A 17,908-nucleotide genomic window follows, 5' to 3' on the forward strand; every position below is an offset into this window, starting at 1 on the left:
TCGTCAGTACTCATTCGTCGATCGCCTTCAGTGGTTTCACGATCCGCACGTACACCGCGATCACCGCGATCACGATGACGAGGTTGATCACCGCGAGCGCCGAGGCCATGCCGGAGTCACGCATGTCCTGGAGGATCTTGAACATCAGCGTCGTGGTGGTGTCGGCGTCGTAGCCCGGAAGTCCGCCGGTGACGACGGCGAGGATCGGGAAGTTGTTGTAGACGTTGATGATGTTGATGATCGTGGCCACCGCGAGGGCGGGCCGCAGGTGCGGCAACACGATCCGGAAGTACGTCACCCGCGGGGACGCGCCGTCGATCCGGGCCGCCTCCAGCAGCTCCGGGCTCACCGACTGCAGTCCCGCCAGCAACGTGTAGGTGGTGAAGGGCAACGACACGAAGATCGCGATGCCGATGGCCACGAGGAACGCCGACGGCATCGACTTGGTGAACCCGAAGTCCGGCGAGTCGATGACCCCGACGTCGTGGAGGAACTGCTGCACGATGCCGTAGCCGGGTTCGAGACCGTAGTAGACGACCGTCGTGGTCATCACCACCGATGCCGCCCACGGCACGATCACCGCCAGCCGCACGAACTGCCGTCCCGGAAACGCCTTGTTGAGCAGGTTCGCCAGCGCCATCGACAGCACGATGGTGACCACGACCACGACCGCCACCCACACCACCGTGCGCAGCAGGACGCCGGACAGGGCGGGCAGGTCGAACAGCGCCTCGTAGTTCTCGAACCCCGCGCTTCCCCGGTCCTTGCCCGTCTGCGAGATCTCCCGCGTGGAGTTGACGATCATGAGCACCGCCGGGTAGAGGACGACCCCGGCGATGAGCAGCAGGCTGGGGCCGATCCACGGCAGTGCCCTCAGCAGATCACGGGCTGATCCGCCGCGGCGTGCGGTGTCGGCTGGTGTGCGTGGCATGGACGTTCCCTCTTCGTGGACGCACCGGGCGCGGTCGGCGTCGTTCGCGGACCGCGCCCGGCTCTCGCGCCTCAGGCGTTGTCGACCTCGGCTTGGATTCCGGCCAGGACCTCTTTCGGGTCCTTACCCGTGGCGATCAGTCCGATCTGCGACTGCATCGCCGCCTGCGTGGTGGCCCACGTCGGGTTGGTGGACGGGTAGAAGCGCGCGTGCGGCAGCAGGTCGAGGAACGGCTTCATGGCCTCGTTCGTGCTCTGCTCCGCGCCCGACTTGGTGACGGGCAGGAAGCCCTCCGTCTCGACGAACTTCACGTAGTTCTCGGCCTGGTAGAAGTAGTCGAGGAAGGCGCCGATCTGCTCGGCCTTGTCCTCGTCGTTGCGGAAGGCCATGAGGTGGTCGGCGACACCGAGCGTCACCTTCTCCCCGTCCTTGGTGGGGATGTCCACGATGGAGTAGTCGAGGTCGGGGTTCTTCTCCTCGATCATGCCCACGATCGGCGGCAGGCCCATCGCCATGCCGAAGCGCCCCTGGATGAACTGGTCGAGCATCGGGGTGCGTTGCGTGGCCCCGGCATCGGGCTGGGTGAGCCCGTCGTCGTGGAGCTTCTTCATGAACCGCGCCGCCTCCAGGTTCTGCGGCGTGTCCACGGTGATCTTCTCGGGCGTGCCGTAACCGCCGCCCGCGCCGAGGAACCAGATGCCCGCCTCGGCCTGTGACTCCTCCGAACCGAGCGGCAGGCCGTAACCGTACGCGTCGGTGTTGTCGGTGACGGCCTTGGCCGTGTCGTACAGCTCGTCCCAGGTCGTGGGCGGTTCCTCGACCCCCGCCTGCTCCAGCAGGTCGTTGTTGACGAACAGGGCCCTCGCCGAGGCGATCAGCGGGAACCCGTACTGGGTGCCGTTCACGGACGCGTTCTCGCGGAACGAGTCCTGGAAGTCGTCGATCGTCTCCTGCGACAGCACCTCCTCGGCCGAGTACAACAGCTCGTCCTCGACGTAGCCCGCGAACGCGTCGATGCTGAGGATGTCGGGAGCCTCGTTCGACTGCACCCGCGTACGGATGACGTCGTTGATGTTCTCCCAGGACTGCATCTCCAGGTTCACGGTCACGCCCTTGTTGGCCTTCTCGAACCCGGCGATCACCTCCTCCCACAGCTTCTTGGTGTTGTCCGAGTAGGACGCCGCGAGCATGGTCAGCTCGACGGTGCCGTCCTCTGCTGAATCACCGCCCGAGCACGCGGCGAGCGTCATGGCGGTCGCCGCGACCAGGGCCGTGGCTCGCGTCCGTCGGGTCACGGCCGTTTCTCCTTCATGTCGGTGTGCTGGTTGTGCCTCACCGTCAGGACACGACGGCGAAGTCGAAGACGTGCAGGTGGGTGCTCGACGGCAGCGTCACGTACGCGACCGTGCGAGTCGGGTCGAGCGGCACGGCGTTCGCGTACACGCGGTAGGCGATTCCGTGGTTGGCGGGACCGTTCGGAGTGTTGCGGTAGTGGGTCTGGATCACCGGCACGGCCCCGTGCTCGTTCGGGTCGGCGCAGCACCAGTTGGGGAACCCGAGCGGGAGCCTGCTCACCGCGCCGTCGGCGTAGGTGACGGTCACCGTGCCCGCCCCGAACCCGGTGGCCGCGCCGAGGAACACCAGTCGCTCACCGGAGGCGTCGACCGCGATCGTGCGCCCGCCCGCCACGTTGTTCGGGGTGCCCACCGGGACGTCCGGCCAGGTCAGGCTCGCCCCGAACGCGGAGAGGGCGGTGCCCGGTTCGACCCCGGCCTCGGCGAGAGCCTGAGCGGAGTAGCTGTTGCCGCCGCCGTCGAAGTCGCCGACGGTGGGGTTCGCGTCGTCGGTGACGCCGACGTTGTCATACGCCTCGGCCAGCGACGGGTAGGCGGTTCCCGTGTGCTGTGTCCGGCTGCCGGTGACCTCACCCGTCGTGCCCTGGGCGCGGTAGGTCGCGGTCGCGGTGAACGTGCGAAGCCGGAAGTCGTCCGTGGGCTCGGGAACGCGGACGTCGAACGTCGTGGTGGTCTCCTGACCCGGCTTCAGAGAGCCCGGAACCTCGACGGTGGCGGGGTACACGCTCCAGCCGAGTGGGCCCCGCAGCGACACCTCCAACCGCTGGAGCTTGGTGGTGCCCGTGTTCTCCACGGTCACCGTCACCGGCGAGATGCGCGGACCGTCGAGGTCGATCGCGCCCACGGTGACGGCTGCGGGAGCGTCGGCGTCCTCCGTCGTCGCCGTCTCTGTCGCCGCTGTCGTCACTGGGGCCGCCGTGGCCGGTGTCGCGCCCACGATCAGGGTGAGCGCGACACCGGCCGCGAGTGCACCGGCGAGGACACTGGGGGTACGGCGCCTCACCGGCCTCACCGCCCCTTTCTCGCCACGGCGGGCATGTCGGTCTCCTCCGAGTCGAGTCCCGGGCGCAGTTCCTGCCAGCGTCCGCGGGTGAAGTCCGGCACCGCCACGGGCCGGCTCCCCTTACGGATCGACTCCGCCGACAGGGGAACCGACGAGCACCACACCGCCGAGTCGTACACGTCGATGTCCGGCACCAGGCCCGCGCGCATCTGCTGCACGATCCGCCACTGGAGGATGTAGTCCATGCCGCCGTGGCCGCCGTTGTTCGCGGCGTCGTCACCGACCTTGCGCCACAGCCAGTGGTCGTAGCGGTCGAGGTACGGCTGGGCGTCGGCCCACTGGTGTCCGCTGTGGTCCGGCTCCACGTAGATTCGGGTGGGGTAGTCCTCGAACAGGCCCCGCGTGCCCGCGATGCTGTTGATGCGGCTGTAGGGGCGTGGCGAGCTGACGTCGTGCTCGGCGCGCACCATGCGACCCTTGGCCGTCATCAGCATGCTCGTGGTGCGGTCGCCCTTGACGTAGGTCTCCGTCCACGACGGATGGTCGGCGGGCATGAACCGCTCACGGTAGTCGGCGAGCCCGAGAGCGGCGGAGCTCGTCGCGGTGAGATAGGTGAACCGGTCACCGCGGTTGACGTCCATGCACGCGGCGATCGGGGCGAGACCGTGCATGGCGTAGAAGCTCGCGTCGATCCTGGTGTGCCACGCCCGCCGCCAGTCGTCGGGCTCGTAGTAGCCGCTGAAGAGCAGGTCGCGCAGGTCGTGCAGGTAGCCGCCGTGCCCGTTGGTGAGCTCGCCGAACAGTCCGTCGTGGGCCATGCGCAGGATCGCGAGCTCGTTGCGCCCGTACGAGCAGTTCTCCATGAGGAACAGGTGGCGCCGCGCGCGTTCCGAGGTGTCGACGAGCTTCCACAGCTCCTTCAGCTCGGTGGCGATCGGCAGTTCGATACCGACGTGCTTACCGCCCTCGAGCGCGGCCATGCCCTGCCGGAAGTGCCATTCCCACGGCGTGGCGACGTAGACCAGGTCCACCTCGTCGGACGCGCACAGTTCCTCGTAGGCGTGGTCGCCACCGGTGTACACGGTGGGCCGCAGTCCGGTCTTCGACCGGACGGTGTCGGCGGCCCGGTTCGCGCGGTCGGGCAGCGTGTCACACACCGCCGTGACGACGGCGCCGGGCACGGCGACCCAGCCGGACAGCATGCCCATGCCACGGTTGCCCAGTCCGATGAGACCGATCCGGACCTCGTCGTGGCGCTCGAACGGCACGCCGATCATCGAGCGTTGCCCCGCCGCGCGTGCCGGTGCGGTGGCGGTGCTCGTCTCCGCGTTCGCTGGCAGCGCGCCACCTGCGGCGAGTGCCCCCGCTGCTCCCGCTGCCAGTCCCATGCTCTGCAAGAACGACCGTCGGCTCGGCCTGGCTTCCACCATGACTTCTCCCTGTCGGCGTCGACGTGGTCGGCATCGGTGCGAACCCCGGTGTCGCCGGGTGCGGGAACCGCGGGATGCCGTCTGCTCCGTTGCGTGGCGGCAATCTTTGCCCTGCCGCCAACAAGCTGTCAAGAGTTGATTGGACCGACGCAGTTCCGATCAAAATCAATCAAGACGACATCGTGTCCGCAGATTGTGCACGCGTGTCCGCACCTGGCGTACAGGCGTTCGCAGTTCCGGTACGGCGAACGGAGCAACGAGCGTCGTCGACCGGCCTACCGGCCCGGACGGCGGGACCACGACCGAGCGGTGGTAAGCCGCCGAGACCGCCGCGCGTGACTTTCCGTCTCCTCGTGCCGGCGTTGCCCGACGCACCACGAAGCCAGGCGGGATCCGCTCCACGTGACCGGTTCCGGTCAGCCTGGGCGGATGCCGTTCACCGTGATCGTGATGCCGGGAACGCGCGGAACCGGGAGCCGCATCGTGACCGTGCCGTCGGCGGCCGCGAACGTGCTCCAGAAGAAGCCGAACGTGCCGTCCGCGCCGATCCGGGCTCCTCGAACGGTCACCTGGGCTCCGCCGAGGTACCCACTTCCGGTGACCGTGAACACGATCGGCTCACCGGCACCACTCGTGGGAAGGGCGGTCGCGGGGCCTTCGAGCCGGTCGCGGAGAGGGGCAGTGGTCCTCGGTCACGTTGCCGAGCGGCCGTGGTGAGGGCGCCGCGCACTCCCCGGCGGATAAGACGAGGGCGCGCCCTCAGCGGTCGTCGGGCCCCGACATCACCACTGCGGACCGGGCGCGCCGGTAGAACGCCAGGTCGACCTCACCCGCCACCGGCTTGGCCACAGCCGCCGCGGACAGCGCCACGGCGTCGGCGAGCTGGGCGGCGACGATGTCCGGAAGCGGCCTGTCCGAACGGTGCAACGCGCGGGCGAGCGCGGCGACGGCCGCGTCACCGGCACCGGTCGGGTTGCCCCGCACGACCGACCCCGGCCGTGCGTGCCACGTCCGGAGTGGATCGTCGGCGTCCGTGTCCTGCCGGACGACGGCGAGCAGGCCCGCCTCCGCCCTCGACACCACCACGCAGCCGGCCCCGTCGCCGAGCAGAACGCGGGCACCCGCGAGCACGTCGTCGCGCCCCGTCGCGGCGCGCAGTTCGTGGTGGTTCGGTTTGACGAGCGTGGCGCCGGCACGGGCGGCGGCACGCAGCAGCGGGCCGGAGGTGTCGACGACGACGTGCGCGCCGCGCTTCACCACCGTCGTGACGAGTGAGGTCACCGCCGCTTCGGACGTGCCGGGTGGCATCGAACCGGACGCCACCACCACGTCCCCGTCGCCGACCAGGTCGGTGGCCAGCGTGCGCAGCCGGGTCCACGCCTCGTCAGGCACCGGGGCGCCGGGTTCGTTGAACAGTGTCGTTCCGGTGGAGTCGACGACGGCGGTCGTGCGCCGGGTGGGGGCCGAGACCGCAACCCACCGCTGTTCGACGCCGGTGAGCAGTCCGCGCAGCCGTTCACCGGTCTCGCCGCCGAGGAATCCCGTGCACGTCACCGGTTCGCCGAGCTGGTGGAGCACTCGGGCCACGTTGACGCCCTTGCCTCCGGCTGTCTCGGAGACCGCCTCGACCCGGTTCACGTCTCCCCAGTGCACCCGCTGGAGGTGGTAGGTGACGTCGAGGGCGGGGTTGGGTGTGATCGTGAGGATCATGGGTGCTCACTTCCCGCTGCCGGATGCGATGGCAGCCCGCAGTGTCCGGAGTGTCACAGTGTTGAAATGCTCTCTACTGCTCGTTTTTCCGGAGTTTCAATCACTTTTCATCACGAGCGCAGTACGATGAGGACGATAGCACTGGACACCGTCGCCGGGACATGACAAAGGGAAGAGAAGTGTCGATGAAGCGCCATGAGAGGCTAGCGGGACTGCTCGAACTCGTCATCGAACGAGAGAGCGTCCACGTCGACGACCTCGTGCGCGAGCTCGGTGTCTCGGCGGCCACGGTGAGGCGTGATCTCGACGAGCTCGCCGAGCAGCAGCTCATCACGCGCACGCGCGGCGGCGCCACGACCGCCCCCGGCTCATCGGACCTCCCCCTGCGGTACAAGACGACGCGGCACGCCGAGGAGAAGACGCGCATCGCGCGGGAGGCGGCGTCGCTGGTGGAGCCGAGGCAGGTGGTGGGTCTCAACGGCGGCACCACGACCACCGAGGTGGCGCGTGAGATCGCGTTGCGACCCGAACTGCGTGCTCCCGCCCCCGGCGACGAGGTCGTCGTCGTCACCAACGCCGTCAACATCGCCAACGAGCTGGCCGTGCGTCCGCACCTGCGGGTGGTCGTCACGGGGGGAGTGGCGCGGGCACTGAGTTACGAGCTGACCGGGCCGCTCGCGACGCCGATCCTGGAGCAGGTCTCGCTGGACGTGTTGTTCCTCGGAGTCGACGCGATCGACGCCACGCGTGGCGCCGCGGCGCACCACGAGGGTGAGGCGGCGGTGAATGGTGCGCTCGTCGCGCGGGCGAACCGCGTGGTGGTGGTGGCGGACTCGGCCAAGCTCGGCCGGACGGCGTTCGCCACCATCTGCGGGATCGAGGCGGTGGACACGCTGGTCACCGACACCGGAGCCGACCGGGGGCTGGTGAAGGAGCTGCGCCGAAGCGGCGTGGAGGTGGTTCGGGTGTGAGCGGCGGTCCAGAGCGGGGGTGGCGCAGCGCCTGAGCAAGCGCTTAGTATGTCGCTGGCCGGCGGGAGCGAACCGGCGTGACGGTGCGGGAGGTGTGCGTGCGACGCGGTCAGCTCGGCGAGCGGGCGGGGTCGGCGCCGAGCATGCGCAACGCGAGTTCGCCGTACTCCCGGCCCAGTGCGGTGGGGGACTTGCGCGAGCGGTCCGTGTACCAGCGTGCGACGTCCACGCCGAGCGAGAGCACCGCGCGGGCGGCCGTCATGGGGTCCGACACGGTGAAGACGCCCGCGTTCGCGCCCTTCACCACGAGGTCGTGCACGATGCGCTCGATGTCACGGCGCAGTTCGGCGACGACTCGGTACTCCTTCTCCGGCAGCGCACCGAGCTCGTACTGCACCACACGGGCGATCGTGTGGCGCCGCGCGTGCCAGGCCACGAACCGCTCCACGATCTCCCGCATCGCGCGGGTGGGTGCGTCGGCCGACTCGGCGGCGGTCCTGACGAGTTCGAGTGCCTGTTCGTGCCCGCTACGGCTGATCGCGAACAGCAGCGCGGCCTTCGAGGGGAAGTGCACGTACAGCGCGGCCGGGCTCATGCCCGCGTTGGTCGCGATGTCGCGGGTGGTGGTGGCGTGGTAGCCACGCTGGGCGAAGGACTCGACCCCGGCCAGCATGAGGCGGCGGGCCGCGTCCGGTTGGACATCCGGCCACAGCTCGGCCGACAACGACATCGTCATGCCCGAATTGTAAGCGAGCGCTTAGCGTGGATTGGAGAACGGCCGTGGGAGCACTGACAGACCGTGTCGCCATTGTGACAGGGGCCAGCCGGGGAATCGGGTTCGGGGTCGCGCAGGCACTCGTCGACGCCGGGGCGAAGGTCGCCATCACCGCCCGTAAACCAGACCCCCTCGCCGAGGCGGTCGAGAAGCTCGGCGGTGAGGGGGTCGCCCTCGGGGTGCCGGGCAAGGCCGACGACTCCGCCCACCAGGACGAGGTGGTGAAGCGCACGCTGGAGACCTTCGGTCGCATCGACTTCCTCGTCAACAACACCGGCATCAACCCCGTCTACGGGTCGATTCTCGACGTGGAGCCCGAGGCGGCGGCCAAGATCTTCGGGGTCAACGTGCTCTCACCGCTGGCGTGGACGCGGAAGGTCCGCGACGCGTGGCTGGGCGAGCACGGCGGTGCGATCGTCAACGTGTCGTCGATCGCGGGACTGCGCACGTCGCCGGGCATCGGCATGTACGGCGTGAGCAAGGCGGCACTGATCCGGCTCACCACCGAACTCGCCCAGGAGCTGGCACCGTCCATCCGGGTCAACGCCGTGGCGCCCGCCGTGGTGAAGACGTCGTTCGCCACGGCTTTGTACGCCGACAGGGAGGACGAGGTCGCCGCCTCGTACCCGATGAAGCGACTCGGTGTTCCGTCCGATGTGGCCGGTGCGGTGGTGTTCCTGCTGTCGGAACAGGCGGCATGGATCACCGGCCAGACGCTCGTCGTCGACGGCGGTGTCACGCTCGGCGGTGGACTGTGACATCGGAGCTCGCCGGAGCCGGCGTCGTCGTCACCGGTGGCGGTAGGGGCATCGGCGCGGCACTCGCGGCCAGGCTGGCCGCCGAGGGCGCGCGGGTGGTGGTCTCCGACCTCGACGGTGACGCCGCGTCGGCCGTCGCCGAGCGGATCGGCGGTCTCGCCGTGGCCGGTGACGCGGCGTCGGAGGAGGGTGTGCGTGTCCTCGTCGCCGCCGCGCGAGCCCACCTGGGGGAGATCGACCTGTTCTGCGCCAACGCGGGTATCGCCGTGTCCGGTGGTCCCGAGGCGCCCGAGGAGGAGTGGGCGCGGGTGTGGGAGGTCAACGTCATGGCCCACGTCCGCGCCGCACGGGAACTGCTGCCGCGCTGGCTGGAGCGCGGCCGGGGGCACTTCCTCGCCACCGTGTCGGCCGCGGGGCTGCTCACCAACCTCGGGTCGGCGCCCTACTCCGTGACCAAGCACGCCTCGCTCGGCTTCGCCGAGTGGCTCGCCGTGACGTACCGGCACCGGGGAATCCGGGTGCAGGCGATCTGCCCGCAGGGGGTGCGCACGGACATGCTCGCCGACGCCGGACCGGCGGGGGAGGCGCTGCTGGGGCCGGGTGCCATCGAGCCGGAGCAGGTCGCCGACGTCACCGTCGACGGCTTGCGCGACGGCCGGTTCCTCATCCTGCCGCACCCGGAGGTCGCCGAGTACTACGCGCACCGCGCCACGCAGACCGAACGCTGGCTCACCGGGATGAACAAGCTCCAGCGCAAACTCGACGACGCGTCGTGACGGTGGCCGGCCGGCCCGGCTCAGCGGCGCAGGCTTTCGAACGCGGTCCGCGCGGCGGCGCCGATCGCGAGGTCGATGTCGTGCGCGATGCTCGCCCTGCGACGGGAGCGGGTCAACGCGGCGATCGCCACTCGGTCTCCGGACTCCGCCGTGACGACGCCGATCTCGTGCCGCAGGTGCAGGAACGTGCCGGTCTTGCCGCTGATCTTCACCGTGTCGGTGCGCAGGTCGCTGGAGAGCCGGTGGGTGAACACCTGTAGGCCCATCAGCCGCCGTAGCTCCGCGCTGGCCGACGGGTGCGAGATCCGGTCGAGCCAGACTCGCTGCAACAGATCGACCAGGGCCGTCGCGGTGCCGACGTTGCCGTGCGCCGGATCGAGGGTTTCGATGGAGTAGCGGCGCGTGGCGTCGTCCCGGATCGCCAGTTCGAGGGCCAGCCCGAAGTCGTCGCCCGCGATCCCCGCCGCGCAGTCGTACATGCGTTGGAGTCGGTGGCGGACCCGGATTCCTGGACAACCCCACTGCTGGAGGCGCTCGTCCACGACCTCCACGCCCACGAGGTCGAACAGGGCGTCGCCACTGGCGTTGTCGCTGACGGACAGCGTCTGGTAGAGCAGGTCGCCGACCGCCAGGGTCGCGGGGTGACGGAACGCGGCCACACCCGTGGGGCCGACGCTCCGCGCCTCCGGGGGGATGGTCACCGGCAGAGCGGCGTCGAGTCGCCCGTGCGCGATCTCGTCGAGGACCACCAGAGCGAGGGGCACCTTGACGACCGAGGCCAGCGGCACGGGAGTGTCGGCGTCGAAGCCGAGCTCCTCGCCGGTGTCGAGGTTGCGGGCCAGCAGGTGTCCCAGGGCGCCGACCTCGGCCCAGTGCCCGGCGATCGACTCGGCGACGTCCAGCAGATCCGCAGACGTCGCCACGTACGCGGGGGCGGAACTCATCCTCGGGCCGCCAACCGGATACGAGCGTGGTGACTGTGGTCGTTGGGGGCCGTGTCGGGCTCCACCCCGCCGGGGCCGGATGTCGCGCCGAGCGCCGAGGCCACGAGGGGGCCGAGCCACGTGACCTCGGGCGCGCCGCGTCGTTCGGTCAGGCGGGAGGAGAGCGCGAACTCGTATCCGCGGTGCAAAGCCGTATCGGCGAGCGGCGACCACGACAGTGCGTGCCGCCGGGCGAACGGTGCCGTGCACAGCAGCATGGCCGCGCCGGCGAGTGCGTCGGCGACGGCCGCGGCCGAGGTGGCGGACCTGATCCGGCCGGTGGAGATGCCGGCTCGGGCGGCGGCCTTGGCGAGACGTTCGGCGGCGAAGGGGACTTCGTCCTCGCCGGTGGTGAGAATCGGTGCGGGCGGGCCCTCCGCGCCCCGCCGTGGCCGCAGGTCCTCAAGGTGCACCGCACGCCCGGAGGGACCGCTGTGCGATGCGGTGGCGAGGCCGAGCGCCACGCGCAGCGACGCGGTCTCCGGCGCCACGCGCAGCACCGCGAACGCCAACGATCCGTCGGTCAGGCCGTGTTCCCGATCCTCGGCGGACAGTTCGCGCACGCCGATGGTGACACCGCGGTCGGCCCCGGCCCGGATCACACGAGCCAGGCCCGCCGGGTCGGTGTCGGGCGGGACGCCGAGAGCGTGGGTGGCAGTGGACAGCGCCGTCGAGGCCACCTGGCGCAGGTGGTCGACCCGACTCAGCACGTCGCGAGCATGGGGGAGGAGCAGAACACCGAAGTCGGTCGTGCCGACCCGGCGGCGGGTGCGGTCGAACAACGTCCCACCGAGGTGTTGTTCGAGTGTCTTGATCCTTCGGCTCAACACCGGCTGCGCGACGTAGAGCTTGTCGGCGGCAGCGGAGAAGCTGCCCTCCTCGGCGATGGCGACGAACGCCTCGAGGTGCGCGAGTAGGTCCACACCAGCGGTTATATCAGAACGCTATGGGTGCCACGAATATCTCTCTTGGACATAGGCGAGGGGGCGCTGCTTGGCTCAGGTGGAACCCGGTCATCGCAGATCCGAGCAGATTGGAGGTACGCCGATGAGTTCCCAGTTCTCCCGCCGTTCGCTGCTCCGTACTGGGTTGGCGGTCACCGCAGGCCTGGCCACGGTGGGTTTCGCCGTGCCGGGGAGTGGTGCCCCGACAGTGGTTCCGCAGGGGGTGCGGGCGGAGTTGCGCGCGCTGGAGTCCCGTCACGCCGCCCGGCTCGGCGTGCACGCGATCAACATCCGATCGGGAGCTGTCGTCTCCTACCGAGCGCATGAGCGGTTTCCGATGTGCTCGACGTTCAAGACTCTTGCGGTCGCAGCCGTGCTCCGCGATCTCGACCACGACGGCGAGTTCCTCGACAGCTGGGTCCACTACACAGAGGACGACCTGGTGCCCAACTCGCCCGTCACGGAGAACCACGTCGGTAGGGGGATGCGGGTCGAGCAGTTGTGTGCCGCTGCCATCCGGAAGAGCGACAACACCGCGGCCAACCTGCTGCTGCGCCGGCTCGGAGGTCCGGGAGGCGTCACGCGTTTCTGCCGCTCGCTCGGTGATCCCGTCACCCGACTGGACCGGTACGAGCCGGAGCTCAGCGACGCCGTTCCAGGTGATCCTCGGGACACCACCACGCCTGCCGCCATCGCGGCCGACTACCGGCGCCTGGTCCTCGGTCGGGCTCTGTGCCCCGCCGACCGGGAACGGTTGACGACCTGGCTCACCGAGAGCGTCACGAGCGACACGCGGTTCCGTGCCGGGTTGCCCTCCCACTGGCGGCTCGCCGACAAGACGGGCTCCGGGGGCTACGGCACGGCCAACGACGTCGGCGTGGCGTGGACGGGCGACGGCGCCCCGCTGGTGCTGGCCGTGCTGTCGACGAAGCACGTCGAGGGCGCGGAGTGGGACGACGAGCTGGTCGCGCGGACCGCGAGCGTGCTGGCCCGAGCCCTCGTCGAGTGAGCCGAGTGGGCGGGGCGAGCAGGGGGAGAAAGCATGGTGCGCACTCACGACGAACGACGCCGGGACTATGGGTACCGCGTCGTCACGCGGCTGTTGGCGGTCGTCCTGTCGCCGGTGGCGTTCGTACTCGCGTCACAGGGAGGCAGGCAACGTGCGTGCGAATGGGCGCTGGCGGCGCGGTTTCCCGGCGAACGGCTCACCGGACTCACCCCCGCGACCCGCGCGGCGTTCGCGGCCGCCCGCACGGAGGCCCTCTGGCGTCACGGCGTCCTGATCGGGCTCACGTCGGGCTACCGGGACGCCGCGACACAACAGCGGTTGTATGCCGAGGAGCTGTGCCGTGCCGGTTCGGACACGGCGGCGCGGCGCCGGGTGCTGCCCGTGTCCGAGTCCCGGCACGTCGAGGGAACAGCGGTGGACGTGCGCCCCGTCGAGGGAGCCCGTTGGTTGGAGCGACACGGTCGGCAGTACCACCTCTACCGCGTGTACGACAACGAGTGGTGGCACTTCGAGTACCGGCCCGACGGCGCGCCCGCGCGCCTACCGCACCCGGGTGCGGAACTCTCGGCCGCGGGCGATTCGATAGCAATGCCGTCACCGGCGCAGCCGTAGCGCTGCGGGGTTTCGTTCGGCGACCACCGGCTTCAGCGCAACGGCAGGCCCACCACTCCGGCAAGGGCTGCGCGGTGGCGGCCCGGGGTACCCAGGGCGAGCTCGTCGGCCTTGGCGCGCTTCAGATACAGGTGGGCCGGGTGTTCCCAGGTCATGCCGATGCCACCGTGTAGCTGGATCGCTCCTCTGCGGCGTGTACCGCCACCGAGGAGCAGTAGGACTGCGCGACGGCCACCGCCACCTCGACGTCGGAGCCGGAGCCGAACGCGTCGGGGGCACCGAGCACCTCGGCGGCGTAGCGGGCGGCGGCGCGAGCGGCCACCAGTTCCAGCCAGACGTCGGCGAGCCGGTGTTTGAGCGCTTGGAACGAGCCGACCGGCCTGCCGAACTGGTGGCGTTGCCGCACGTACTCCACCGTCGTGTCCAGGCACCACTGTGCCACTCCGAGCTGTTCGGAGGCCAGCAGCCCGGCCGCGGTGCGCAGTCCTCGCGCCAGCGCGTCGGTGGCGGCGATGCCGCGGGCGAGTTCGTGCGCCGGTGCCTGCCGCAGCCGGACGTCGGCCACCCGCCGGGTCAGATCGAACGACGTCACCTCGTCGACGTCGACTCCCGCGGAGGTGTCCACCGCGAACAGCGCGGGACCGTCGGCGGTCACGGCGGGCACGACGAGGACGTCGGCCACGGAGGCGTCGGCCACCGTCGTCACGGTCCCGTCGAGCAGCCTCGCCTCCGCCTTCACCGAAGTCGGGAAGTCCGCGTGCGGGGCTGTGGACAGGGGCACGGCCAGCGTGGCCGTGACCTCGCCCGTCGCGAGCCGCCGCAGCAGCGCGGACACCGGCTCGGCACCGGTGTCCGCGTTCAGCAACACCGATGTCGTGAGCACCGCGCTGCCGAAGAACGGGACCGGCGCGACGGCGCGGCCGAGTTCCTCCAGCACCAGAGCGGTCTCGCGCCATGTCGCTCCCTGGCCACCGAGGTGCTCCGGCACGGGGAGCCCGGCGAGGCCGAGGTCGGCGGCCAGCGTCCGCCACAGTGCCGTGTCGTAGGCCGGTTCGCTGTCCATGCCTGACACGAGCGACGCGGGGAGCCCACGGTCGGCGAACACGTCCCGGACCGTGGCTCGCAGGTCGGCCTCGATGCCGGAGTACAGCAGGTCGGGTGTGCTCATCGGGGCAGGTCCTTCCACGCGACGTCCTTGTCCACCCTGGGCTCGGCGGGAAGCCCGAGCACCCGCTCGGCGACGATGTTGCGCAGCACCTCCGAAGTGCCGCCCTCGATGGAGTTGCCCTTGGCCCGCAGATAGCGGTAGCCCGCTCCCCGGCCGGTGAAGTCGACCAGCTCCGGTCTGCGCAACGACCAGTCGTCGTAACGCAAGCCCTCCTCGCCCAGCAGGTCGAGTTCCAGACTCGACAGTGCTTGTGCGAGCCGCGCGAAGGCGAGTTTCATCGCCGAGCCCCTCCGGACCCGGCGAACCCGCCGCGAGCTGCTGGTGCAACCGTATTCCCGCGAGCCGGAACGCCTCCTGCTCGACCCACAGGCGCAGCAGCCGCTCGTGCAGCTCCGCGGTGCGTAGCTCCGGACGTGTCCGCCACGTCTCCACCACGCGACCCAGCATGCCGCTCTCGCGGGGCGCGACGTTGCCGCCGATGGCCACGCGCTCGTTCATCAGCGTCGTCTGCGCGACCCGCCAGCCCTCGCCGACACCACCGAGCCGGTGTGCGTCCGGGATGCGCACGTCGGTGAGGAAGACCTCGTTGAACTCGGCTTCGCCGGTGATCTGCCGCAGCGGGCGCACCTCGACGCCCGGCGCCGTCATGTCACACACGAAGTACGTGAGGCCCCGGTGCTTGGGTACGTCCGGGTCCGTGCGAGCGATCAGAATCGCCCAGCGGGCGTTGTGCGCGGACGACGTCCAGACCTTCTGGCCGTTCACCACCCAGTCGTCCCCGTCGCGCACGGCCCTGGTGGCGAGTGCGGCCAGGTCCGAGCCCGCCCCGGGCTCGCTGAACAGCTGGCACCAGATCTCCTCGCCGGTCCACAACGGACGTAAGAACCGACGCTTCTGCTCCTCGGTGCCGACGGCGAGGATCGTGGGCGCGGCCATGCCGAGACCGATGCCGTTGCGACGCGGATCGTTGTGCGGCGCGCCCGCGTCGGCGAGCGCGGCGTCGACCACCGCCTGCGCCTTCCGTGCCAGGCCGAGGCCGCCGAGTCCGACGGGGTAGTGCACCCAGGCCAGTCCCGCGTCGAACCGAGCCCGCAGGAAGTCCAGCCGGTCGGTGGTGGCGGGGTCGTGCTCGGCGAGCAACTCCGCCACCCGTTCACGGAGCTCGTCCCGCTCCTGTGAGGTCACCGTGTTCTCGTCCATCACAGGTACCTCTTCAGTTCCCGCCGGGCGAGAGAGCGCTTGTGCACCTCGTCGGGGCCGTCGGCGAGCCGTAGTGTGCGCACTCCCGCCCACAGCGAGGCCAGCGGGAAGTCCTGGCTCACCCCGCCCGCGCCGTGGAGCTGGATCGCCTTGTCGATGATCCACTCGACGGTACGCGGCGTGGCGATCTTGATGGCCTGGATCTCCGTGTGCGCGCCCTTGTTGCCCACGGTGTCCATGAGCCACGCGGTCCTGAGCACGAGCTGCCGTAGCTGTTCCACCCGGACGCGGGACTCGGCGATCCAGTCCTGCACCACACCCTGTTCGGCGAGCGGCTTGCCGAACGCCACCCGGGACACCGCGCGGCGGCACATCAGCTCGATGGCGCGCTCGGCCATGCCGATGGCCCTCATACAGTGGTGGATGCGGCCGGGGCCGAGGCGGGCCTGCGCGATGGCGAATCCCTCGCCCTCCCCTCCGACGAGGTTCTCCACCGGGACGCGGACGCGGTCGAAGACGATCTCGGCGTGGCCGCCGGCCTCCTCGTCGCCGTAGCCGAACACGGTCATCGCGCGCCTGACCTCCACACCCGGGGTGTCGCGCGGGACGAGGACCATGCTCTGCTGCCGGTGCGGCTCGGCGTCCGGGTCGGTCTTGCCCATGACGATGAAGACCCGGCAGTGCGGGTTCATGGCACCGGAGATGAACCACTTGCGCCCGGTGATCACGTACTCGTCGCCGTCACGCTCGATGCGGGTGCCGATGTTGCGGGCGTCGGAGGACGCGACATCGGGTTCGGTCATGGCGAACGCCGACCGGATCTCCCCTTCGAGGAGCGGCTCCAGCCACTGCCGCTGCTGGGCGGGCGTGCCGAACTCCGACAGCAGTTCCATGTTGCCCGTGTCCGGTGCCGCGCAGTTGGTGGCGATCGGAGCGAGGTGGGGGCTGCGGCCGGTGATCTCGGCCAGCGGAGCGTACTGGGCGTTGGTCAGTCCCGCGCCGCGCTCGCCGGGCAGGAAGAGGTTCCACAGACCGCGCCTGCGGGCCTCCGCCTTGAGCTCCTCGACCACAGGCAGCGGAGCCCACGGGTCGTCGGCGGCCCTCGTCTGTTCGGCCAGCACGGGCTCGGCGGGGTAGACGTGCTCGTCCAGGAACGCGGACAACCGCTCGCGATAGCGCTCGGTGGTGGCGTCGTACGCGAAGTCCATCAGTCCTCCTCCAGGACGGCGTTGCCGCGCGCCACCAACGGCGCGACACTCGCTCCGATGCGGTCGAATCCCTCGCCGACGGTCTTGCCCTGGCTGTGGCGGAAGTGGATGCCTTCCAGGATCACGGCGAGCTTGAAGAACGCGAACCCGAGATACCAGGCCATCGCCGAGGTGTCCCGCCCGGACGTGGCCGTGTAGCGGGCGACGAGGTCGCCGACGCGCGGGAACCCCGGGGCGGTGGCGACGCTGCTGATCTCGTCGCCGAGGGCCTCGCCCTCGGTGTAGGCGATGAGCAGGGCGATGTCGGTGAGCGGATCGCCGAGCGTGGACATCTCCCAGTCCAGCACGGCGGTGATCTCGTCGTCGGCGCCGACCAGAAGGTTGTCGAGCCGGTAGTCACCGTGCACGATCGTCGGTGCGGGCGACCCCGGGAGCCGAGCCGAAAGGCGTTCCCGCAACGTGTCGACACCGGGGATGTCGCGGCTGCGCGAGGCGTCGAGCTGCTTGCCCCAGCGCCGCAACTGCCGTTCGAGATAGCCCTCCGGCCTGCCGAACTCGGTGAGCCCCACCGAGGCGTAGTCCACCGCGTGCAGCCGCGCCAACGTGTCGATCATCGCCTCGGCGATCCGCCTCGTGCGGTCACCTCCGAGGGCTTCGAGCTGGTCGCGGCGCCGGTAGGGCGTGCCCTCGACGTGGTCCATGACGTAGAAGGGCGCACCGAGTACCGACTCGTCGGTGCACAGCAGCACGGTGGGCGGCACGGGCACCTCGGTGGGGCCGAGCGCGCTGATGACCGTGTGTTCGCGGCCCATGTCGTGGGCCGTGGGCAGGACGTGGCCCAGAGGCGGGCGGCGGACCACCCACCGGTGGGTGCCGTCGCCGACGAAGTACGTCAGGTTCGACCGGCCGCCCTCCACGAGCCGCGCGTGCAACGGTCCCGTGACCAGGCCGGGTCGCTCGGAGTCGAGATGGGAACGCAGGCGGTCCAGGTCGAGCCCGGGTGGGTTCTCCTCGCTCATGTGATCTCCTGGTTGTGGCGGGCACGGTACCGATCGGTCGGTACCGTGCCCGCGAG

At 70.3% G+C, this 17,908-nt stretch carries 16 protein-coding genes and 2 pseudogenes; 5 read left to right on the top strand and 13 right to left on the bottom strand.

Annotation, left to right across the window (positions count from 1 at the left end; all coding sequences use genetic code 11):
* Positions 1 to 10 precede the first annotated feature (10 nt).
* The 6 genes from SACCYDRAFT_RS09920 to SACCYDRAFT_RS09945 form a co-directional block, all read right to left on the bottom strand.
* Positions 11 to 931, bottom strand: coding sequence for a carbohydrate ABC transporter permease (locus tag SACCYDRAFT_RS09920; protein ID WP_005455838.1), 921 nt, complete (start codon positions 929 to 931; stop codon positions 11 to 13).
* Between the two features lie 71 nt (positions 932 to 1,002).
* Positions 1,003 to 2,226: an extracellular solute-binding protein gene (locus SACCYDRAFT_RS09925; RefSeq protein ID WP_005455839.1), complete on the bottom strand. Its 1,224-nt coding sequence runs from the start codon at positions 2,224 to 2,226 to the stop codon at positions 1,003 to 1,005.
* Between the two features lie 43 nt (positions 2,227 to 2,269).
* Positions 2,270 to 3,289: an NEW3 domain-containing protein gene (locus tag SACCYDRAFT_RS09930; RefSeq protein WP_157606478.1), complete on the bottom strand. Its 1,020-nt coding sequence runs from the start codon at positions 3,287 to 3,289 to the stop codon at positions 2,270 to 2,272.
* Between the two features lie 5 nt (positions 3,290 to 3,294).
* Positions 3,295 to 4,719 (bottom strand): Gfo/Idh/MocA family protein, encoded by a 1,425-nt coding sequence (locus SACCYDRAFT_RS09935; protein ID WP_005455841.1) that lies wholly within the window; start codon positions 4,717 to 4,719, stop codon positions 3,295 to 3,297.
* Positions 4,720 to 5,135: 416 nt separating this feature from the next.
* On the bottom strand, positions 5,136 to 5,288 hold the full coding sequence (locus tag SACCYDRAFT_RS09940; RefSeq protein ID WP_157606479.1) for a hypothetical protein: 153 nt from the start codon (positions 5,286 to 5,288) through the stop codon (positions 5,136 to 5,138).
* Positions 5,289 to 5,478: 190 nt separating this feature from the next.
* A complete protein-coding gene (locus tag SACCYDRAFT_RS09945) occupies positions 5,479 to 6,429 on the bottom strand; it encodes a 1-phosphofructokinase family hexose kinase (RefSeq protein ID WP_005455843.1) in 951 nt (316 codons plus the stop codon).
* A gap of 185 nt (positions 6,430 to 6,614) precedes the next feature.
* Between SACCYDRAFT_RS09945 and SACCYDRAFT_RS09950 the strand changes: the two genes are divergently transcribed.
* On the top strand, positions 6,615 to 7,400 hold the full coding sequence (locus tag SACCYDRAFT_RS09950) for a DeoR/GlpR family DNA-binding transcription regulator (protein WP_005455844.1): 786 nt from the start codon (positions 6,615 to 6,617) through the stop codon (positions 7,398 to 7,400).
* A 109-nt stretch (positions 7,401 to 7,509) separates the two neighbouring features.
* Here SACCYDRAFT_RS09950 and SACCYDRAFT_RS09955 read toward each other — a convergent pair whose 3' ends face one another.
* Complete coding sequence (locus SACCYDRAFT_RS09955) at positions 7,510 to 8,136, bottom strand: TetR/AcrR family transcriptional regulator (RefSeq protein ID WP_005455845.1); 627 nt, start codon at positions 8,134 to 8,136, stop codon at positions 7,510 to 7,512.
* 44 nt (positions 8,137 to 8,180) lie between these two features.
* Here SACCYDRAFT_RS09955 and SACCYDRAFT_RS09960 point away from each other — a divergent pair, with 44 nt between their 5' ends.
* Together SACCYDRAFT_RS09960 and SACCYDRAFT_RS09965 are read left to right on the top strand one after the other, a co-directional pair.
* Positions 8,181 to 8,933 (top strand): SDR family oxidoreductase, encoded by a 753-nt coding sequence (locus tag SACCYDRAFT_RS09960; RefSeq protein ID WP_005455846.1) that lies wholly within the window; start codon positions 8,181 to 8,183, stop codon positions 8,931 to 8,933.
* Positions 8,930 to 9,709 carry an SDR family oxidoreductase gene (locus SACCYDRAFT_RS09965; RefSeq protein ID WP_005455847.1) on the top strand — a complete coding sequence of 260 codons (780 nt, stop codon included), beginning with the start codon at positions 8,930 to 8,932 and terminating at the stop codon, positions 9,707 to 9,709. The genes SACCYDRAFT_RS09960 and SACCYDRAFT_RS09965 overlap by 4 nt, the downstream gene beginning before the upstream one ends.
* A 20-nt stretch (positions 9,710 to 9,729) precedes the next feature.
* Here SACCYDRAFT_RS09965 and SACCYDRAFT_RS09970 read toward each other — a convergent pair whose 3' ends face one another.
* Positions 9,730 to 10,653: a serine hydrolase gene (locus tag SACCYDRAFT_RS09970; protein WP_005455848.1), complete on the bottom strand. Its 924-nt coding sequence runs from the start codon at positions 10,651 to 10,653 to the stop codon at positions 9,730 to 9,732.
* Complete coding sequence (locus tag SACCYDRAFT_RS09975; RefSeq protein WP_005455850.1) at positions 10,650 to 11,615, bottom strand: LysR family transcriptional regulator; 966 nt, start codon at positions 11,613 to 11,615, stop codon at positions 10,650 to 10,652. Before SACCYDRAFT_RS09975 ends, SACCYDRAFT_RS09970 begins: the two co-directional genes overlap by 4 nt.
* Positions 11,616 to 11,739: 124 nt before the next feature.
* Between SACCYDRAFT_RS09975 and bla the strand changes: the two genes are divergently transcribed.
* Together bla and SACCYDRAFT_RS09985 are read left to right on the top strand one after the other, a co-directional pair.
* Positions 11,740 to 12,645, top strand: a complete 906-nt coding sequence (bla, locus tag SACCYDRAFT_RS09980; RefSeq protein WP_005455852.1) for a class A beta-lactamase — start codon at positions 11,740 to 11,742, stop codon at positions 12,643 to 12,645.
* A 33-nt stretch (positions 12,646 to 12,678) separates the two neighbouring features.
* The gene (locus tag SACCYDRAFT_RS09985; RefSeq protein ID WP_005455853.1) at positions 12,679 to 13,257 is read left to right on the top strand and encodes a D-alanyl-D-alanine carboxypeptidase family protein; all 579 of its coding nucleotides are present in this window, start codon (positions 12,679 to 12,681) and stop codon (positions 13,255 to 13,257) included.
* A 32-nt stretch (positions 13,258 to 13,289) separates the two neighbouring features.
* Here SACCYDRAFT_RS09985 and SACCYDRAFT_RS09990 read toward each other — a convergent pair.
* The 4 genes and pseudogenes from SACCYDRAFT_RS09990 to SACCYDRAFT_RS10005 form a co-directional block, all read right to left on the bottom strand.
* A pseudogene (locus tag SACCYDRAFT_RS09990) lies at positions 13,290 to 14,425 on the bottom strand (acyl-CoA dehydrogenase family protein).
* A pseudogene (locus tag SACCYDRAFT_RS09995) lies at positions 14,422 to 15,625 on the bottom strand (acyl-CoA dehydrogenase family protein). The pseudogenes SACCYDRAFT_RS09990 and SACCYDRAFT_RS09995 overlap by 4 nt, the downstream one beginning before the upstream one ends.
* A complete protein-coding gene (locus SACCYDRAFT_RS10000) occupies positions 15,625 to 16,833 on the bottom strand; it encodes an acyl-CoA dehydrogenase family protein (protein WP_005455855.1) in 1,209 nt (402 codons plus the stop codon). Before SACCYDRAFT_RS10000 ends, SACCYDRAFT_RS09995 begins: the two are co-directional and overlap by 1 nt.
* Positions 16,833 to 17,852, bottom strand: a complete 1,020-nt coding sequence (locus SACCYDRAFT_RS10005) for a phosphotransferase family protein (RefSeq protein ID WP_005455856.1) — start codon at positions 17,850 to 17,852, stop codon at positions 16,833 to 16,835. Before SACCYDRAFT_RS10005 ends, SACCYDRAFT_RS10000 begins: the two co-directional genes overlap by 1 nt.
* Between the last annotated feature and the right edge of the window lie 56 nt (positions 17,853 to 17,908).

It is taken from the genome of Saccharomonospora cyanea NA-134 (assembly GCF_000244975.1).
Lineage (GTDB): Bacteria > Actinomycetota > Actinomycetes > Mycobacteriales > Pseudonocardiaceae > Saccharomonospora > Saccharomonospora cyanea.

Excerpts from the sequence above, each read along its gene's own strand:
- SACCYDRAFT_RS09920 (WP_005455838.1), bottom strand. The coding sequence starts at position 931 with ATGCCACGCACACCAGCCGACACCGCACGCCGCGGCGGATCAGCCCGT.
- SACCYDRAFT_RS09935 (WP_005455841.1), bottom strand. The coding sequence starts at position 4,719 with ATGGTGGAAGCCAGGCCGAGCCGACGGTCGTTCTTGCAGAGCATGGGA.
- SACCYDRAFT_RS09945 (WP_005455843.1), bottom strand. The coding sequence starts at position 6,429 with ATGATCCTCACGATCACACCCAACCCCGCCCTCGACGTCACCTACCAC.
- SACCYDRAFT_RS09950 (WP_005455844.1), top strand. The coding sequence starts at position 6,615 with ATGAAGCGCCATGAGAGGCTAGCGGGACTGCTCGAACTCGTCATCGAA.
- SACCYDRAFT_RS09955 (WP_005455845.1), bottom strand. The coding sequence starts at position 8,136 with ATGACGATGTCGTTGTCGGCCGAGCTGTGGCCGGATGTCCAACCGGAC.
- SACCYDRAFT_RS09970 (WP_005455848.1), bottom strand. The coding sequence starts at position 10,653 with ATGAGTTCCGCCCCCGCGTACGTGGCGACGTCTGCGGATCTGCTGGAC.
- bla (WP_005455852.1), top strand. The coding sequence starts at position 11,740 with ATGAGTTCCCAGTTCTCCCGCCGTTCGCTGCTCCGTACTGGGTTGGCG.
- SACCYDRAFT_RS09985 (WP_005455853.1), top strand. The coding sequence starts at position 12,679 with ATGGTGCGCACTCACGACGAACGACGCCGGGACTATGGGTACCGCGTC.
- SACCYDRAFT_RS10000 (WP_005455855.1), bottom strand. The coding sequence starts at position 16,833 with ATGGACTTCGCGTACGACGCCACCACCGAGCGCTATCGCGAGCGGTTG.
- SACCYDRAFT_RS10005 (WP_005455856.1), bottom strand. The coding sequence starts at position 17,852 with ATGAGCGAGGAGAACCCACCCGGGCTCGACCTGGACCGCCTGCGTTCC.